18 protein-coding genes are annotated in these 15,207 nt (G+C 32.4%); 15 read left to right on the top strand and 3 right to left on the bottom strand.

Features of this window, described 5'->3' with window-relative positions; genetic code table 11:
* The first annotated feature begins 84 nt into the window (after window positions 1-84).
* The 15 genes from atpB (at window position 85) to ACYX4H_RS05250 (ending at window position 13,017) form a co-directional block, all read left to right on the top strand.
* Window positions 85-1,218, top strand: a complete 1,134-nt coding sequence (gene atpB / locus ACYX4H_RS05320; protein ID WP_476238189.1) for a F0F1 ATP synthase subunit A — start codon at window positions 85-87, stop codon at window positions 1,216-1,218.
* 40 nt (window positions 1,219-1,258) lie between these two features.
* The gene (gene atpE, locus ACYX4H_RS05315; protein WP_004569351.1) at window positions 1,259-1,447 is read left to right on the top strand and encodes an ATP synthase F0 subunit C; all 189 of its coding nucleotides are present in this window, start codon (window positions 1,259-1,261) and stop codon (window positions 1,445-1,447) included.
* Between the two features lie 104 nt (window positions 1,448-1,551).
* Entirely contained in the window at window positions 1,552-2,052 is a 501-nt protein-coding gene (locus tag ACYX4H_RS05310; RefSeq protein ID WP_475295084.1) for a F0F1 ATP synthase subunit B, read from the top strand.
* Between the two features lie 52 nt (window positions 2,053-2,104).
* Complete coding sequence (atpH, locus tag ACYX4H_RS05305; RefSeq protein WP_476238188.1) at window positions 2,105-2,635, top strand: ATP synthase F1 subunit delta; 531 nt, start codon at window positions 2,105-2,107, stop codon at window positions 2,633-2,635.
* Window positions 2,636-2,677: 42 nt separating this feature from the next.
* Window positions 2,678-4,258, top strand: coding sequence for a F0F1 ATP synthase subunit alpha (gene atpA, locus ACYX4H_RS05300; protein ID WP_475295086.1), 1,581 nt, complete (start codon window positions 2,678-2,680; stop codon window positions 4,256-4,258).
* Window positions 4,259-4,354: 96 nt separating this feature from the next.
* Window positions 4,355-5,221, top strand: coding sequence for an ATP synthase F1 subunit gamma (atpG, locus tag ACYX4H_RS05295; RefSeq protein WP_475295087.1), 867 nt, complete (start codon window positions 4,355-4,357; stop codon window positions 5,219-5,221).
* A gap of 194 nt (window positions 5,222-5,415) precedes the next feature.
* The gene (locus ACYX4H_RS05290) at window positions 5,416-5,862 is read left to right on the top strand and encodes a hypothetical protein (protein WP_476238187.1); all 447 of its coding nucleotides are present in this window, start codon (window positions 5,416-5,418) and stop codon (window positions 5,860-5,862) included.
* A gap of 64 nt (window positions 5,863-5,926) precedes the next feature.
* On the top strand, window positions 5,927-7,378 hold the full coding sequence (locus ACYX4H_RS05285) for a lipopolysaccharide biosynthesis protein (protein ID WP_476238185.1): 1,452 nt from the start codon (window positions 5,927-5,929) through the stop codon (window positions 7,376-7,378).
* A gap of 1 nt (window position 7,379) precedes the next feature.
* Window positions 7,380-7,814 carry a dUTP diphosphatase gene (gene dut / locus ACYX4H_RS05280; RefSeq protein WP_476238183.1) on the top strand — a complete coding sequence of 145 codons (435 nt, stop codon included), beginning with the start codon at window positions 7,380-7,382 and terminating at the stop codon, window positions 7,812-7,814.
* Window positions 7,815-7,966: 152 nt separating this feature from the next.
* Complete coding sequence (locus tag ACYX4H_RS05275; protein WP_476238182.1) at window positions 7,967-8,281, top strand: GIY-YIG nuclease family protein; 315 nt, start codon at window positions 7,967-7,969, stop codon at window positions 8,279-8,281.
* A 39-nt stretch (window positions 8,282-8,320) separates the two neighbouring features.
* On the top strand, window positions 8,321-9,340 hold the full coding sequence (locus tag ACYX4H_RS05270; RefSeq protein WP_476238181.1) for a sugar nucleotidyltransferase: 1,020 nt from the start codon (window positions 8,321-8,323) through the stop codon (window positions 9,338-9,340).
* A 9-nt stretch (window positions 9,341-9,349) separates the two neighbouring features.
* Window positions 9,350-9,664 (top strand): antibiotic biosynthesis monooxygenase family protein, encoded by a 315-nt coding sequence (locus ACYX4H_RS05265; RefSeq protein WP_476238180.1) that lies wholly within the window; start codon window positions 9,350-9,352, stop codon window positions 9,662-9,664.
* A 58-nt stretch (window positions 9,665-9,722) separates the two neighbouring features.
* On the top strand, window positions 9,723-11,021 hold the full coding sequence (locus ACYX4H_RS05260; RefSeq protein WP_476238179.1) for a tetratricopeptide repeat protein: 1,299 nt from the start codon (window positions 9,723-9,725) through the stop codon (window positions 11,019-11,021).
* Window positions 11,021-11,788 (top strand): lipoprotein insertase outer membrane protein LolB1, encoded by a 768-nt coding sequence (lolB1, locus tag ACYX4H_RS05255; RefSeq protein ID WP_476238178.1) that lies wholly within the window; start codon window positions 11,021-11,023, stop codon window positions 11,786-11,788. The genes ACYX4H_RS05260 and lolB1 overlap by 1 nt, the downstream gene beginning before the upstream one ends.
* Window positions 11,788-13,017 (top strand): murein hydrolase activator EnvC family protein, encoded by a 1,230-nt coding sequence (locus tag ACYX4H_RS05250; RefSeq protein WP_476238177.1) that lies wholly within the window; start codon window positions 11,788-11,790, stop codon window positions 13,015-13,017. Before lolB1 ends, ACYX4H_RS05250 begins: the two co-directional genes overlap by 1 nt.
* Window positions 13,018-13,019: 2 nt before the next feature.
* Here the strand turns inward: ACYX4H_RS05250 and ACYX4H_RS05245 are convergent, their stop codons facing one another.
* From ACYX4H_RS05245 to ACYX4H_RS05235, 3 genes are all read right to left on the bottom strand, one after another.
* The gene (locus ACYX4H_RS05245; RefSeq protein WP_476238175.1) at window positions 13,020-13,238 is read right to left on the bottom strand and encodes a DUF6515 family protein; all 219 of its coding nucleotides are present in this window, start codon (window positions 13,236-13,238) and stop codon (window positions 13,020-13,022) included.
* A gap of 324 nt (window positions 13,239-13,562) precedes the next feature.
* Entirely contained in the window at window positions 13,563-14,072 is a 510-nt protein-coding gene (locus ACYX4H_RS05240) for an acyl-CoA thioesterase (RefSeq protein WP_475295098.1), read from the bottom strand.
* 103 nt (window positions 14,073-14,175) lie between these two features.
* Complete coding sequence (locus ACYX4H_RS05235; RefSeq protein WP_476238174.1) at window positions 14,176-15,120, bottom strand: HU domain-containing protein; 945 nt, start codon at window positions 15,118-15,120, stop codon at window positions 14,176-14,178.
* Window positions 15,121-15,207: the final 87 nt, after the last annotated feature.

Raw genomic sequence — 15,207 nt, 5'->3', positions numbered from 1 at the left:
AAAGAAAACAAAGATTAAAAAGGGTTTGTAGTTATAATTAATTGTGTACCTTTGCACGAAAATTTAAGGACCATAACTAAAGGTATGATGATAGCAACAAAATCTATCAAATTTTTTACAGTACTAGCTGTAGTATTGACTTCATTAACATCTTTTGCCACTTCAGGTGGTTCAACAGACAACAAAGAAGGGCAGGTAAATACACCAGAATCCATTAACGCTTACATTAAACATCACTTAGCAGATTCGCACGATTTTGCATTGTATTCTTATACAAATGATGCAGGTAAGCGAAAACATGTTGGTTTTCCATTACCTGTAATTGTTTGGACGAGCAAAGGCTTGAAAACTTTCATGTCTTCAGAGTTTCATCATAATGATGATGGCCATGTTATTGTTGAAAAAGGAGATGTAAAACTGGTAAAAATCCACAGTAAAATTTATGAGTTAAATGAAGGTGCAGATCATGTTGTTTTTGATGATCATCATCACGCAACAAATGCGCACAAAGTTTTAGATTTTTCTATTACCAAAAGTGTATTTGGTATGTTGTTAGCTGGTTTATTAATGTTACTTGGTTTTAGCTCATTAGCTAGAGGTTACAAAAAAGGAGCAATACCAACTGGTGTGGGGCGTTTATTAGAGCCGTTAGTGCTTTATGTTAGAGATGATATTGCAAGACCAAACATTGGCGAGAAAAAGTACAAAAAATTCATGCCTTACTTGTTAACGGTTTTCTTTTTTATTTGGATATTGAACTTATTAGGTTTAACACCGCTTGGTTTTAACGTTACAGGGCAAATTGCAGTAACAGCATGTTTAGCAATATTTACAGCTGTAATTTATTTAACCAACGGAAGTAAAGACTTTTGGGCACACACACTTTGGATGCCTGGTGTACCAAAAATATTAAGACCAGTGTTAGCTTTAATAGAGCTTGTTGGTTTTGTGTTAATTAAGCCATTTTCATTACTGGTGCGTTTGTTTGCAAACATAACAGCAGGACACTTTGTGGTAATGAGCTTAATTGCTTTAATGATAACTTTAAAAAACCAATTTGGGCCAGTAGCCTCAACAGGTATGTCGTTATTGTTAACATTATTTATATCTGTTATAGAAATTTTAGTAGCCTTTTTACAAGCATTTATTTTTACAATGTTATCGGCTCTATTTATTGGTATGGCGGTAGAAGAGCATGATCACGAACATGCACATTAATATTTAATAAGAATTTGTTTAATTATATAAATCAATTAGTATGTACAATTTAATTGGAGCAGGATTAATCGTAATCGGTGGAGGAATCGGTTTAGGTCAAATTGGTGGTAAAGCAATGGAAGGTATTGCTCGTCAACCAGAGGCTGCTGGTAAAATCCAAACAGCGATGATCATCATCGGAGCATTATTAGAAGGTTTAGCATTTGGTGCTTTAATCTTAGGAAAATAATTTTTCGGTAAACAAATCAAAAAACATTTTCCTGTAACGGTTGGTTGCAGGAAATGTTTAAAAAATTAAACAACAAAAAAGAACAAAGATTTAATTCATAGATAATGGAGCAGTTATTAAACGATTTTTCACCAGGCTTATTTTTTATGCAAGTTTTAATTTTAGGAATTATACTTTTCCTAATGTTCAAATTTGCTTGGAAACCAATTTTAAACTCATTAAATGAGCGTGAAGAAGGTATACAAAATGCATTAGATGAAGCTGATAATGCTAGAAAAGAAATGCAAAACCTTCAAGCAGATAACCAAAGGTTATTAAACGAAGCCAGAGCAGAGCGTGATGAAATGCTTAAAGAAGCACGTGAGATGAAAAATAAAATGATTGAAGACGCTAAAGAAGAAGCCAATGCTGCAGCTGCAAAACTAATGGAGCAGGCACAAGCTACTATTCAAACAGAAAAGAAAGCGGCTATTTCAGAATTAAAATCTCAAGTTGCAAACTTATCAATAGAAATTGCAGAAAAAGTAGTGCGCGAAGAATTATCTAACAAAGACAAGCAAGTAAAATTAGTTGAGTCTATGTTAGGCGAAGCAACTTTAAACTAATTATTAATTAAAAAGAAAGTCTTTATCCTTTGGAAAAGATTTATGATAGGATATGTCTAGAGCAGCAGTAAGATACGCAAAAGCGGCACTTAGTTTAGCCACCGATCAAAAAGCAGCCGATGCTGTAAATAATGATATGGTTACAATAGCTAAAACAATTTCAGAAAGCGAAGAGTTAAGCCTTGTACTAAAAAGTTCAGTAATAAAATCTGAAGTTAAAAAAGCTGCTTTAACTCAAATTTTCTCCGGCATAAATAACATAAGCTCAGAGCTATTTAACATTTTAATAGCTAATAAACGCATAGATATTTTAGAAAACGTAGCTCAAAAATACACCTTATTGTTTGACGAGCTTAATGGTAAAGAAGTTGCACAAGTAACAACGGCTGTACCAATGACTAAAGATCTTGAAATTAAAGTATTAGCAAAAATTAAAGAACTAACCAATAAAGCTGTTGAAGTAGAAAACATAGTTGATGAAAATATTATTGGTGGTTTTATATTACGTATAGGAGATAAGCAATTTAACGCTAGTGTTCTAAACAAATTAAACAAATTAAAAAGAGAATTTACATTAAATTAAACTTGCCCAAAGCAACGTCAAAGGGTCAAAACAAATAAAAAGATGGCAGAAGTAAAACCAGCTGAAGTATCAGCAATCTTAAAGCAACAACTAGCAGGATTTGAAGCATCTGCTTCATTAGAAGAAGTAGGAACTGTGTTAACTGTTGGTGATGGTATTGCACGTGTTTACGGATTATCTAATGCGCAGTATGGCGAGTTAGTAGAGTTTGAAAACGGTCTTGAAGGTATTGTATTAAACCTTGAAGAAGACAACGTTGGTGTAGTATTATTAGGTCCTTCAAAAGAAATTAAAGAAGGTGCAACAGTAAAACGTACTGAAAGAATTGCTTCTATTAAAGTAGGAGAAGAAATGGTAGGTCGTGTTGTTGATACATTAGGTAACCCAATTGATGGTAAAGGCCCTATTGGAGGTGATCTTTACGAAATGCCATTAGAGCGTAAAGCACCTGGTGTTATTTACCGTCAGCCAGTTGATGAGCCAATGCAAACCGGTATCAAATCTATTGATGCTATGATTCCTGTTGGTAGAGGGCAACGTGAGCTAGTAATTGGAGATAGACAAACTGGTAAAACTACAGTTTGTATAGATACCATTTTAAATCAAAAAGAATTTTATGATGCAGGTGAGCCTGTATTTTGTGTATATGTTGCAGTAGGTCAAAAAGCATCTACAGTAGCTGGTATAGCTAAAACTTTAGAAGAAAAAGGAGCTTTAGCTTATACAGTAATTGTTGCTGCAAACGCATCAGATCCTGCTCCAATGCAAGTATATGCTCCATTTGCAGGTGCTGCAATTGGTGAGTATTTTAGAGATACTGGTAGACCAGCTTTAATTGTTTATGATGATTTATCTAAACAAGCCGTTGCCTACCGTGAGGTATCTTTATTATTACGTCGCCCACCAGGACGTGAGGCCTACCCAGGTGACGTTTTCTACTTACACTCAAGATTATTAGAGCGTGCTGCAAAAGTAATTGCTGATGATAATATTGCTAAAGAAATGAACGATCTTCCTGAGTCGTTAAAACCAATAGTAAAAGGTGGCGGTTCTTTAACTGCTTTACCAATTATTGAAACACAAGCGGGAGATGTATCAGCTTATATTCCAACAAACGTAATTTCTATTACTGATGGGCAGATTTTCTTAGAGTCAGATTTATTCAACTCTGGTGTGCGTCCTGCAATTAACGTAGGTATTTCAGTATCTCGTGTAGGTGGTTCGGCCCAGATTAAATCAATGAAGAAAGTATCTGGTACGTTAAAGTTAGACCAGGCTCAGTTCCGTGAGTTAGAAGCATTTGCTAAATTTGGTTCAGATTTAGATGCGGCTACACTTAACGTAATTGAAAAAGGTAAGCGTAACGTAGAAATCTTAAAGCAAGCACAAAACGATCCGTTTACTGTTGAAGATCAGGTAGCAATAATTTATGCTGGATCTAAAAACTTATTAAAAGATGTTCCTGTTGAAAAAGTAAAAGAATTTGAAAAAGATTTTATTGAATTCTTAAACACAAAACACAGAAATGTGTTAGATACTTTAAAAGCAGGTAAATTAACTGATGAAGTTACAGATACTTTAACAAGCGTTTGTAAAGATTTATCAGCAAAATATAAAGCTTAATAATCCCCTCTTAATCTCCCTAACGGGAGAAATAAGAAAGGAAGTTTATTTTAACTAATCAATCCCTCTCCCTTGGAGAGGTTAGGAGAGGAAAATATGGCAAACTTAAAAGAAATACGTAACAGAATATCATCGGTATCTTCAACAATGCAGATTACCAGTGCCATGAAAATGGTATCGGCTGCTAAGTTAAAGAAAGCGCAAGATGCTATTACAGCAATGCGTCCATATGCTGATAAATTAACCGAGCTTTTGCAAGGACTAAGTGCTACTTTAGATGCAGATTCTGGAAGCAAATTTGCTGAACAACGTGATGTAAAAAAAGTACTTATTGTAGCTATAACATCTAACAGAGGCTTATGTGGTGCTTTTAATTCAAATATTGTAAAAGAAGTTACAAGATTAACCAACGATACTTATGCAAACCAAGAAGTTTCATATGTAGTGGTTGGTAAAAAAGCTAATGATGCATTTAAAAGATCAGATAAAATAATAGCTAACCACAGTGAAGTTTTTGACGATTTAACCTTTGATAATGTTGCTGAAATAGCACAAACTTTAATGGATAAATTTGTTGCAGGACAATTTGATAAAATTGAAATAGTTTATAACAGATTTAAAAATGCAGCTACGCAAATAGTAACTACAGAGCAGTTTTTGCCAATAGTTCCTATGGCTTCAGAAGCAGATGCTAATACTAATTTAGATTACGTATTTGAACCTTCAAAAGTTGAAATAGTTGAAGAGTTAATACCAAAGTCTTTAAAAACTCAACTTTACAAAGGTATTAGAGATTCTTTTGCAAGTGAGCATGGTGCACGTATGACTGCAATGCATAAAGCAACAGATAATGCTACAGAATTAAGAGATCAACTTAAATTAACGTATAACAAAGCGCGTCAGGCAGCCATTACTAATGAAATATTAGAAATTGTTGGTGGTGCAGAAGCTTTGAATAATTAATAATATATCATTTTGCTGCGGTTAATTTGAGTAATCGAAGCAAAAAAAAGAATAAACAACATAAAGAGCCTTACCAAATTTGGTAGGGCTTTTTTTATGGCATCCATTTTGTAATTATTATATTTAAACATATAATCCACATCATGAAAACGTTAAAATATATATTAAGTTTTTTTTTAATTACAATAACAATAATGAGTTTTTCTCAATGCTCAACAACAAAACATATTGATAATAAAGTACCAATAGAAATTAAAGAAGCTTATTATAAAACGTGGTCTAACCCAGCAAGGTTTACGGGCTCTGGCATCCATTTATATATTACCACTAAAAGCAATAACGCAATACAATTAGATAGTGTTTATTTTCAAAATAAAGTAGCACCATTAAAACAAACAAATAAAACATACAAAGCAACCTTTAAAACAGGTAATAATAAACCTTTAGATATTGTAATGAGTGCAGAACCTATGGCAGAATACGGCAATACATTACCAAAAACGAGTACAAAAAAATTATTTCCTTTTGATTTAAAAACCAATGAATGTGTTGTAAGCTATAAACAAGCAAATAAAGTTAAATACTTTAAAATAACGGTTAAAAAAAGGGAAACAAAAAGTTCATTAAACCAACGTATGTAACAATAGTTTATCTTTGCTTAGCAGTTGTTAAAAACGTAATTTTGGCATATTAAAGAACAATTTTTTGGGCGGATTAAAAACATTATTCAAGCAAACATTTATTTATGGTTTAGCAACTGTGCTTCCTAGAATGTTAAGTTTTTTACTAACACCATTATATACAGAAGTTATGGCTGTTGGTGTTTATGGAAGGGTGTCAATTATCTTCTCTTGGTTTGCTATATTCAATGTTGTTTTGGCTTACGGGATGGAAACCGCTTTTTTTCGATTTTTTAATAAAGAAGAAAGTAAAGATAAAGTTATAAGTACGTCATCATTATCAATAATTTTTACTTCATTTGTCATATTTGTTTTAGCATTTATATTTAAAAACTCAATAGCTCTAGCTACTGGTATAGAGGTTTATCATATAAAGTTTGTTATATGGATTTTATTTTTAGACGCCTTAGTTATAATTCCTTTTGCATGGTTACGTGCCAATGCTAAGCCAATAAAATATGCTATTATTAAAATAGTTAACGTAGCTATAAATATAGGCTTTAATTTATTTTTCTTTTTGTTGTTACCAGGTTTAGCTGAAAGTGTAAATGCATTTTCGTCTATTTATCAACCCAATTTTGAAATAAGTTATGTGTTAATATCTAATTTGTTTGCAAGTACCGTAACACTTATTTTAATGGCTTCATTTTACGTTAAAATTAAGTATAATTTCAATGTTCAACTTTGGAAGAAAATGACACGTTATGCTTTTCCTGTTTTAATATCTGGTTTAGCATTTACAATTAACGAAACTTATGATCGTATTTTATTAAATAATTTATTGCCAGAAACAATTGCTGAAACTAAAATAGGCATGTACTCTGCATGCTATAAATTAGCATTATTTATGACATTGTTTGCTACAGCCTTTCGTTTAGGGATAGAACCTTATTTTTTTAGTCATTCAAAGGCAGAAAATCCTCAAAAAAATTATGCTAAAATTTTAGAATACTTTGTAATATTTGGTTCAGGTATTTTGTTAACTGTTGTTGTTTTTGCTGATGTTTTAAAAGTTTTCATTATAAGAGATCAAGATTTTTGGGAGGCCATGAGTATTGTTCCAATTATTCTTTTAGCTAGCTTTTGCCTAGGTATTTACCATAACCTATCTGTATGGTACAAAATAACTGATAGAACTAAATTTGGAGCCTATATTTCTATAGTAGGAGCTTTGGTAACATTAATAATTAACGTTGTTTTTATTCCAAGTTACGGTTACAAAGCATCGGCAGTAGCTACCTTGGCAGCTTATGCAATAATGATGTTATTATCTTTTTACTTCGGAAGAAAATATTACCCAATACCATATAACCTCAAAAAAATTAGTCTGTATTTATCACTTTCAATAGTGTTTTCAGTATTGTCATTCTATCAATTTCGCAGCAATTATATTGTGGGAGTTTCGCTGTTAATTGTATTTTTGGGTGTTATTTGGTTTTCAGAAAAAAATCAAATCCAACAATTATTAAAAAGATAACATGCAAATAAAAATTATTAATAAATCAAGTCATAATTTGCCACACTATGAAACCATTGCTTCAGCAGGCATGGATTTAAGAGCAAATATAAATGAAGCCATAACGTTAAAACCTTTAGAAAGAACCATTGTAAAAACAGGATTGTTTATTGAGTTACCTATTGGTTTTGAAGCACAAGTGCGCCCAAGAAGCGGCTTAGCAGCAAAAAAGGGTATTACAGTATTAAATGCACCAGGAACTGTAGATGCAGATTATAGAGGCGAAATAGGTGTTATTTTGGTTAATCTTTCAAATGAAGATTTTATCATTGAAAACGGCGAACGTATTGCACAATTGGTAATAGCCAAACATGAGCGTTCTGAATGGGAAGAAGTAGAGGCGCTATCTGAAACCTCAAGAGGTGCTGGTGGTTTTGGAAGTACCGGAACAAAGTAAATCAATTCCTGCGAAAGCAGGAATCTTATAATAAATAAACGTTAGACAATGGGGTGGCTGTACCCAAGCAAATAGGCTTAGATGGATTTTATCAAATCTATAAAAGAAGTAGAACTTAAAAAAGAGATACTAGCTTTTGCAGGTATTCAAGCATGAAATATTGGTATATCTATATCATGACAAATAAACCTAATGGTGTTTTATACATAGGTGTTACCAATAATATAGATGAAAGAGTTAAAGAACATAAGTTAAAATTTTACCCTAAAGCTTTTACAGCAAGATATAATTGTGATAAACTTGTTTATTTTGAAGAATTTGAAAATGGAAGTGAAGCTGAAATTAGAGAAAGACAGTTTAAAAAATGGAAAAGAGATTGGAAAATTGATCTAATAGAAAACATGAACCCCAATTGGATAGACTTAACTGAAAATTGGAATCTGAATTTTAATAAATTAAGAAAATAATATTAACCTAAAAGATACCTGCTTACGCAGGCATGCATCATGAAAATTATAGTTCCAATGGCGGGTCGTGGCTCGCGTTTAAGACCACATAGTTTAACAGTACCAAAACCTTTAATTCCGGTTGCAGGTCAACCAATTGTACACCGTTTGGTAAAAGACATTGCTAAAGTTTTAAAACAACCCATTGAGGAAGTGGCTTTTGTATTAGGTGATCCGGCTTGGTTTGGTGATGATGTTGTAAAAAGTTTAGAAGCTTTAGCCCAAGGTTTAGGCGCCAAAGCCTCTATTTACCGTCAAGATAAACCACTTGGTACAGGGCATGCCATTATGTGTGCAAAACCATCATTATCAGGGCCAGCAGTAATTGCTTATGCAGATACTTTAATTAGAGCTGAATTTGATTTAGATGCTGAAGCAGATAGTGTTATCTGGACAAAACAAGTTGAAAATCCTGAAGCTTATGGTGTAGTAAAACTTAATGATAACAACGAAATTGTTGAGCTTGTTGAAAAACCTGAAACCTTTGTAAGTGACCAAGCTGTTATTGGTATTTATTACTTTAAAGATGTTGAAGTTTTAAAAAATAAACTACAAGAAGTTTTAGATGAAAATGTTATGAATGGTGGCGAATACCAAATTAACGATGGTATTAAACGCATGATGGCCGATGGTAAAGTATTTAAAACAGGTACGGTTGATGAGTGGATGGACTGCGGAAATAAAGCTATTACTGTTGACACTAATGGTAAAATGCTTAATTTTTTAAAGGCCGATGGCGAAGAGCAACTAGTAGCCTCATCAGTAACTCTAGAAAACTCTAACATAATAGAACCTTGTTTTATTGGTGAAAACGTGGTGTTAAAAAATACCACAGTTGGCCCACACGTATCAATTGGAAATGGTACTGTTATTGAAGATTCAACTGTTAAAAACAGCTTAATTCAAACCAATACATCAATAAAAAATGCTAATTTAGACAATGCCATGATTGGTAATAACGTAAAGTACAACGGAAACTTTACTAATATTAGTATTGGAGATTATTCCGTTTTAGAATAAATTTTTTATATGCATATAGTTATGTACGCTTTTAAAGTAAAGTCTAATAAAGAATCATCTTTTTTAGAATCTTGGCGTGCATTAACTAAATTAATATATCAGTATGAAGGAAGTTTAGGCTCTAGATTGCATAAAAAAGAGCCTTTACTTTATATTGCTTATGCACAATGGCCTAGTAAAAACACCTTTGAAAGCGCAGGAAAAAACCTTCCCGTAGAAGCTAATACCTATAGGGACGCTATGAGAAATGCGTGCGAAAGTATTGAAGTACTTGAGAAATTAGAAGTAACTGATGACTTGTTAATGAAAAACGTTTATGGTTAATAGATTTATACATATTGTCATTATTCTTTTTGTAGTCTTTACTGTACCAAATTTTTCAATGGCACAAGTAGATTTCAACAAAACACCTGATGATGATTTGGGTAATGTTGAAGATGCATTTCAGGAGCAGTTTTATGAGGCTATGAAACAAAAAGGCATTGAAAACTATGACAGAGCCGTACAAGCACTTTTAAAATGTATAGATTTAGATGCCTCTGTGCCAGTTTTGTATTTTGAACTTGGTAAAAGCTACAACAAAGTTAAAAATTTTGGTAGTGCTGAAGAAGCACTTAAAAAGGCTGTAGATAAAGACCCTGACAACGAGTGGTTTTTAGATGAGTTGTATGGGTTTTACATAAGTCAAAATGAATACGATAGTGCAATTAAAACGGTAAAGCAATTAGTAGAATATCACCCAGATTATAAAGAAGATTTAGCATCACTTTACCTAAGAATGAAAAAATATGACGATGCTTTAAAAATTCTTGATGAACTTGATGCTAAACATGGTATAGCCATGTCTAGAGATGTTATGCGTAATAAAATTTATCAGCTTACAGGCCGCAAACAAGATCAAATTCAAAATCTTCAGCAACGTGTTGATAGCAACCCTAATAAAGAAGCTAATTACCTAGCACTCATTTACAGGTATAGTGAAAACAACCAAAAAGAAAAGGCTTTTGAAACTGCTAAAGAGCTATTAAAAATAAAACCAGAATCTCAGTTAGTACATTTGGCTTTATACAAGTTTTATTTAGATGAAAACAATGCTGAAAAAGCCATAGCATCCATGAAAACAGTGGTTAAAAGCACACTAATAAAGCCCGATGCTAAATTAAAAGTGCTTACAGATTTTATAAACTTTGTAAGCAAAAATCCGGAATATGAATCTGATTTAGTTGAAGCTACTGCCTTAGTTGAAAGTGTAAATAATAGCAAAACTTTAATTGAGTTAGGACAATATTATTTGGCTAATAACAATAAAGCTGCTGCTTTACAAAACTTTGAAAGTGCTTTAAAACTTCAACCTAATAATTTTACTGTTTTAAAAAGCGTATTGCTTTTGTATTTAGATGAAAATAAATTTGATGCAGCAAATATCAAAAGCACGCAGGCGTTAAATAATTATCCATCGCAGCCTATATTATACCTCATTAATGGGGTGTCATTTAATGCGCTTAACAAACCGCAAAATGCTATTGATACTTTAGAAATTGGTTTAGATTATATTATTGATGATGCTAAAATGGAAGCCGATTTTTATACCCAGATAAGTAAAGCCTACACACTTTTAAACAATACAGCTAAAGCAAAAACGTTTAGTGATAAAGCAAAACAATTACAAAACACAAATTAATGCAATTACGTACCCCAATAGTTGTTGCCATAGTTATGGTAATGTTATTTAGTTGTAAATCTGCCCGAACAGTAAGTGGTGGTGAGGCTAATTATAATTTATCAGCAAAACAACTAATTAAAGCTCATTACAAGCAACATGCTACTTATAAAACATTAAAATCTAATTTAAAAATAACATATATTGAAGGTTCAAAATCGCAAACACATACGGTTAGTTTTAGAAGTAAAAAAGATGAAGTGTTATGGTTAAGCGCTACCTTTTCTGTAGTAAAAGCTATGGTAACACCGCAAAAAGTTAGCTTTTATAATAAGTTAGATAAAACGTATTTTGAAGGAGATTATGCCTATTTAAGCAAATTGTTAGGCACAGAATTAAACTTTGAAAAAGTACAAAACCTACTTTTGGGCAATGCTATTTATAATTTAAAAGAAACTAATTACAAAGTATCGGTGCAAGATAGTGCCTATGTTTTACAGCCTAAAAACCAACGTAGTTTATTTGAAATTTTTTATTTGTTAGATCCGGCCTTATTCAAATTAAAATCTCAACAAATATCACAACCAGAAAAGTTTAGGCATTTGCAAATAGATTACTTAGCATACCAAAAAGTAAATAATCAAATTCTACCAGAAAAAGTAAAAGTAATAGCTTTAGAAAAAGACCAAGAACTTATTGTAAATTTGGAGTTTAAAAATGTAACTTTAAACGAAGATTTACGTTTTCCGTTTAAAATACCATCAGGATATAAAGAAATAGAGTTTTAATGGGCAACCAACTTTCGTTTTATAAATTAGTTATTTTACTAAGCATTTTGTTGTGCGGTATAGGAGCGTTTTCACAAAATAACAAACGCAAAGAACTTGAAAGTAGACGCCAAGAACTGCGTCGCGAAATTCAAAAAATAACCCAATTAAGAGCCCAAAACAAATCAAAAGAAAAATCCGAACTGTCGCAAATTGAAGCTTTCAGTTATAAAATTAGCGTGTTAGATAATTTAATAAAAGTAACCAACCAACAAGCAAATTATATAACACGTGAAATAAATACAAACCAAAAAAAAATAACCAATTTAAGAAATGAGCTAAAACAATTAAAAGAAGACTATGCAGCCATGATTGTTAAGTCATACAAAAGTAAAAACCAACACAGCCGTATTATGTTTTTACTGTCTTCAACAAACTTTAAACAAGCTTATAAAAGGTTACAATACTTAAAGCAGTACACCAATCACCAAAAACAACAAGGCGAAGAAATAAAAGCTAAAACAGAAGAGTTACAAAGCTTAAACAACAACCTAATAAAGCAAAAAGAAGAAAAAAATAAACTAATTGCCGAAAATAGAGTTACTCAAAAAACATTAGAAGCAGAGCGTAAATTGCATGAAAATTTAATGCAATCTATTAGAAAAAACCTATCAAAATACACCGCACAAATACGCCAAAAACAACGCGAAGCAGCACGCATTGATGCCGAAATAGACAAAATTATTAAAGCCGCCATAGCAAAATCTAATAAAGCAGCTGGTAAAGCAGCCAGTTCAAAAAGTTTTGCACTCACACCCGATGAAAAAGTACTAGCATCAAATTTTGTAGCCAATAAAGGCAAACTACCATGGCCTGTAGAGCGTGGTGTAGTTAGCCTGCGTTACGGTAGCCAACCATCACCAATAGATAGGTCATTAACAATAAACAGTAACGGTGTGCGTATTTCAACCCAAAAAGGTGCCACGGCACGTGCCGTTTTTAACGGCGAGGTTTATGAAATACTTAAAATGCGTAACGTAAACCCCATTTTAATAATACGTCATGGTAACTATTGGACTTACTATAAAAACCTCTCTAAAATATACGTTAAAAAAGGCGACAAGGTAACCACAAAACAAGCTATAGGCGAGGTGTTTACAAACCCAAGTAACGGCGAAACCATTTTAGGTTTCATCATTTCAAAAGGTTTAACCAAAGAAAACCCCGCACACTGGATTAACGCCATGTAACATTACACCCTTGTAATAACGTAGCCCCTTCTCGTTTTTACATAATGATTTCCGTTCCAAAAATAATAACGTTTACCTCTAACCGTTACAATTTTATAATGCTTAGGCGGTGTTTTAACAACCGTAACCTTAGTAATTGGTCGGCGTGTTTGTACATGCGTAGCGCAAGATGTAGCACCAAATGTTAAAACAGTAGTAATTAAAATAACAAAAAATCTCATAGCAAAAAGTATTTTGGTTATACTGCTAATAAGACTATAGTTATACAAAAAAGTTTAAAATATAAGTATTTGGGCGTTACCCTCAAGGGGTCGGGCTTTACGTTAAATCTTTTTAAAATACATTTTAAAATTTTACTTTATTACATTAAAATTGTATTTAAATAATAAAAGTAAAGGCAAATAGCCAAGGTTTTAAAAAGGATACCACTGCAATCCCTAACGCAGTTAAGGCAACAACATTTTAAAAATTGAAGTAAAAAGAAATTTCTTTAAACACAAAAAAACAGTTTAAAGAATAATTAAAAGCTTATTTCAAACTTCAAACTAAACAAATAATGCTTTTAGCTCGGTAGCATCATTAGGTTTCATTTTGCCTGCCAATAATAAACTTAGCTGTTTACGGCGTAAAGCAGCATCAAAACGTTGTTTTTCAAGCTTAGTTTCAGGATTAATTTCAGGAATTTTCACAGGGCGTCCCGTTTCATCAACTGCTACAAAAGTATAAATAGCTTCATTGGCTTTTGTTTTCTCGCCAGATTCGCGGTCTTCAGTCCAAACATCAATATAAATTTCCATTGATGATGTAAAGGCTCTAGATACCTTAGCTTCAACCGTAACAACACTACCCACCGGAACCGCTCTATTAAACGCTACATGGTTAACCGATGCTGTTACTACAATACGTCTACTGTGGCGTCTTGCAGCAATACTAGCGGCTCTATCCATTCTAGCTAAAAGTTCGCCACCAAACAAGTTGTTTAAAGGGTTTGTTTCACTTGGTAAAACTAAATCTGTAAGTATGGTTTTAGATTGTTCAGGCGTTTTTGCGTTCATTATTATCATTTTAATGCCTGCAAAGGTACTATCATTTTAATAATTTATAAAACAATTAAAACGAAACTAAAACGTATTGGCTGTAAGCCTCAAAAATTTGTGGTTATTTTAAGGTGCTAACACTTGGGTCTACTTTTAACCAAGCGTCTTTGTTGTGGTTAGCTTTAATGTTTCTTAAAGCTTTTAAAGCTTCTAACCTGTCTTCATAGCTACCATAAACAACTTCATGTAAACCATATTTGTTTACACCAATTTTACGGGCTTTAAAGCCAGCAGCTTTAAGTTGTTTTATTTTTTTATTGCAGTTTTCTTCAACTCTAAACGCACCAGCAATAATGTGGTAGCCACCAGTTTGTTTGCTTACATTTAAGTTTATAGCGGGTAAGGTGTTTAGGTTAAAAGTGGCTTTTTGTATTTTGTTTTCAAGCTTATCAATAGCGTCTTCTTGGGCTATTTTATTGTGGTTATTAATTTGGTTGTAGTTATTATAAACACCAAAACCACCTAATGTTAGCGCTATTAAAGCAACCGCAGCATATTTTAAATATGGCCTAGATTTACGTTTTTCAGTAGTTACTGTAATTGGCACTACGTTTTCAATAGCTTCAGCTTCTTTTTTATAAACTTCTCTGCTTATTTCACCTGATTCAAATTCAGATAAACCAAAGGCATCAGTTAAATAGTTAAGCTTATAAGTTGGCTCAAACATTAATTTACCTTCGTTGTTTAAAACAATATCACCAATATTTTTAAAAGTAAGTGTTTGACCTTGTGTTAAATTCGATTTTAAAAATTTAACACGTTTTTCAACCTTTTTATTCGCTTCTTCAAACGGTATTTTTTCTACATCGGCAATGTAATGGGCTAGTAGCCCATCATTATTTTGAATTTGCTCATTAAATGAAATACGTTTACTTGGTGCAATAAACGTGTGAGTAGTGTCATCTATTTGTGCAGATACGCGTTGTGTTAAAAATGCTCCAAAATTTGGTACTGTAACACACTCATATCTGTAAAGTAAATCGCTTATGTAGGTTTCAAGTTGCATGGTAACAAAATTAAAAAAATATGCCGCTATTTAAAATTTAGGGTTAACTATTTATTAACATTAAAAAAATTATTTTATTTTGAATTC

The organism is Seonamhaeicola sp. ABD4_340 (genome assembly GCF_056312135.1).
This window is presented reverse-complemented; position numbering and strand designations above follow the sequence as displayed.

Excerpts from the sequence above, each read along its gene's own strand:
- ACYX4H_RS05265 (WP_476238180.1), top strand. The coding sequence starts at position 9,350 with ATGCATATAGTTATGTACGCTTTTAAAGTAAAGTCTAATAAAGAATCA.
- ACYX4H_RS05250 (WP_476238177.1), top strand. The coding sequence starts at position 11,788 with ATGGGCAACCAACTTTCGTTTTATAAATTAGTTATTTTACTAAGCATT.
- ACYX4H_RS05290 (WP_476238187.1), top strand. The coding sequence starts at position 5,416 with ATGAGTTTTTCTCAATGCTCAACAACAAAACATATTGATAATAAAGTA.
- atpG (WP_475295087.1), top strand. The coding sequence starts at position 4,355 with ATGGCAAACTTAAAAGAAATACGTAACAGAATATCATCGGTATCTTCA.
- lolB1 (WP_476238178.1), top strand. The coding sequence starts at position 11,021 with ATGCAATTACGTACCCCAATAGTTGTTGCCATAGTTATGGTAATGTTA.
- ACYX4H_RS05275 (WP_476238182.1), top strand. The coding sequence starts at position 7,967 with ATGAAATATTGGTATATCTATATCATGACAAATAAACCTAATGGTGTT.
- ACYX4H_RS05240 (WP_475295098.1), bottom strand. The coding sequence starts at position 14,072 with ATGAACGCAAAAACGCCTGAACAATCTAAAACCATACTTACAGATTTA.
- dut (WP_476238183.1), top strand. The coding sequence starts at position 7,380 with ATGCAAATAAAAATTATTAATAAATCAAGTCATAATTTGCCACACTAT.
- atpB (WP_476238189.1), top strand. The coding sequence starts at position 85 with ATGATGATAGCAACAAAATCTATCAAATTTTTTACAGTACTAGCTGTA.
- ACYX4H_RS05270 (WP_476238181.1), top strand. The coding sequence starts at position 8,321 with ATGAAAATTATAGTTCCAATGGCGGGTCGTGGCTCGCGTTTAAGACCA.
- ACYX4H_RS05310 (WP_475295084.1), top strand. The coding sequence starts at position 1,552 with ATGGAGCAGTTATTAAACGATTTTTCACCAGGCTTATTTTTTATGCAA.
- ACYX4H_RS05260 (WP_476238179.1), top strand. The coding sequence starts at position 9,723 with ATGGCACAAGTAGATTTCAACAAAACACCTGATGATGATTTGGGTAAT.
- atpA (WP_475295086.1), top strand. The coding sequence starts at position 2,678 with ATGGCAGAAGTAAAACCAGCTGAAGTATCAGCAATCTTAAAGCAACAA.
- ACYX4H_RS05245 (WP_476238175.1), bottom strand. The coding sequence starts at position 13,238 with ATGAGATTTTTTGTTATTTTAATTACTACTGTTTTAACATTTGGTGCT.
- atpH (WP_476238188.1), top strand. The coding sequence starts at position 2,105 with ATGTCTAGAGCAGCAGTAAGATACGCAAAAGCGGCACTTAGTTTAGCC.
- ACYX4H_RS05235 (WP_476238174.1), bottom strand. The coding sequence starts at position 15,120 with ATGCAACTTGAAACCTACATAAGCGATTTACTTTACAGATATGAGTGT.
- atpE (WP_004569351.1), top strand. The coding sequence starts at position 1,259 with ATGTACAATTTAATTGGAGCAGGATTAATCGTAATCGGTGGAGGAATC.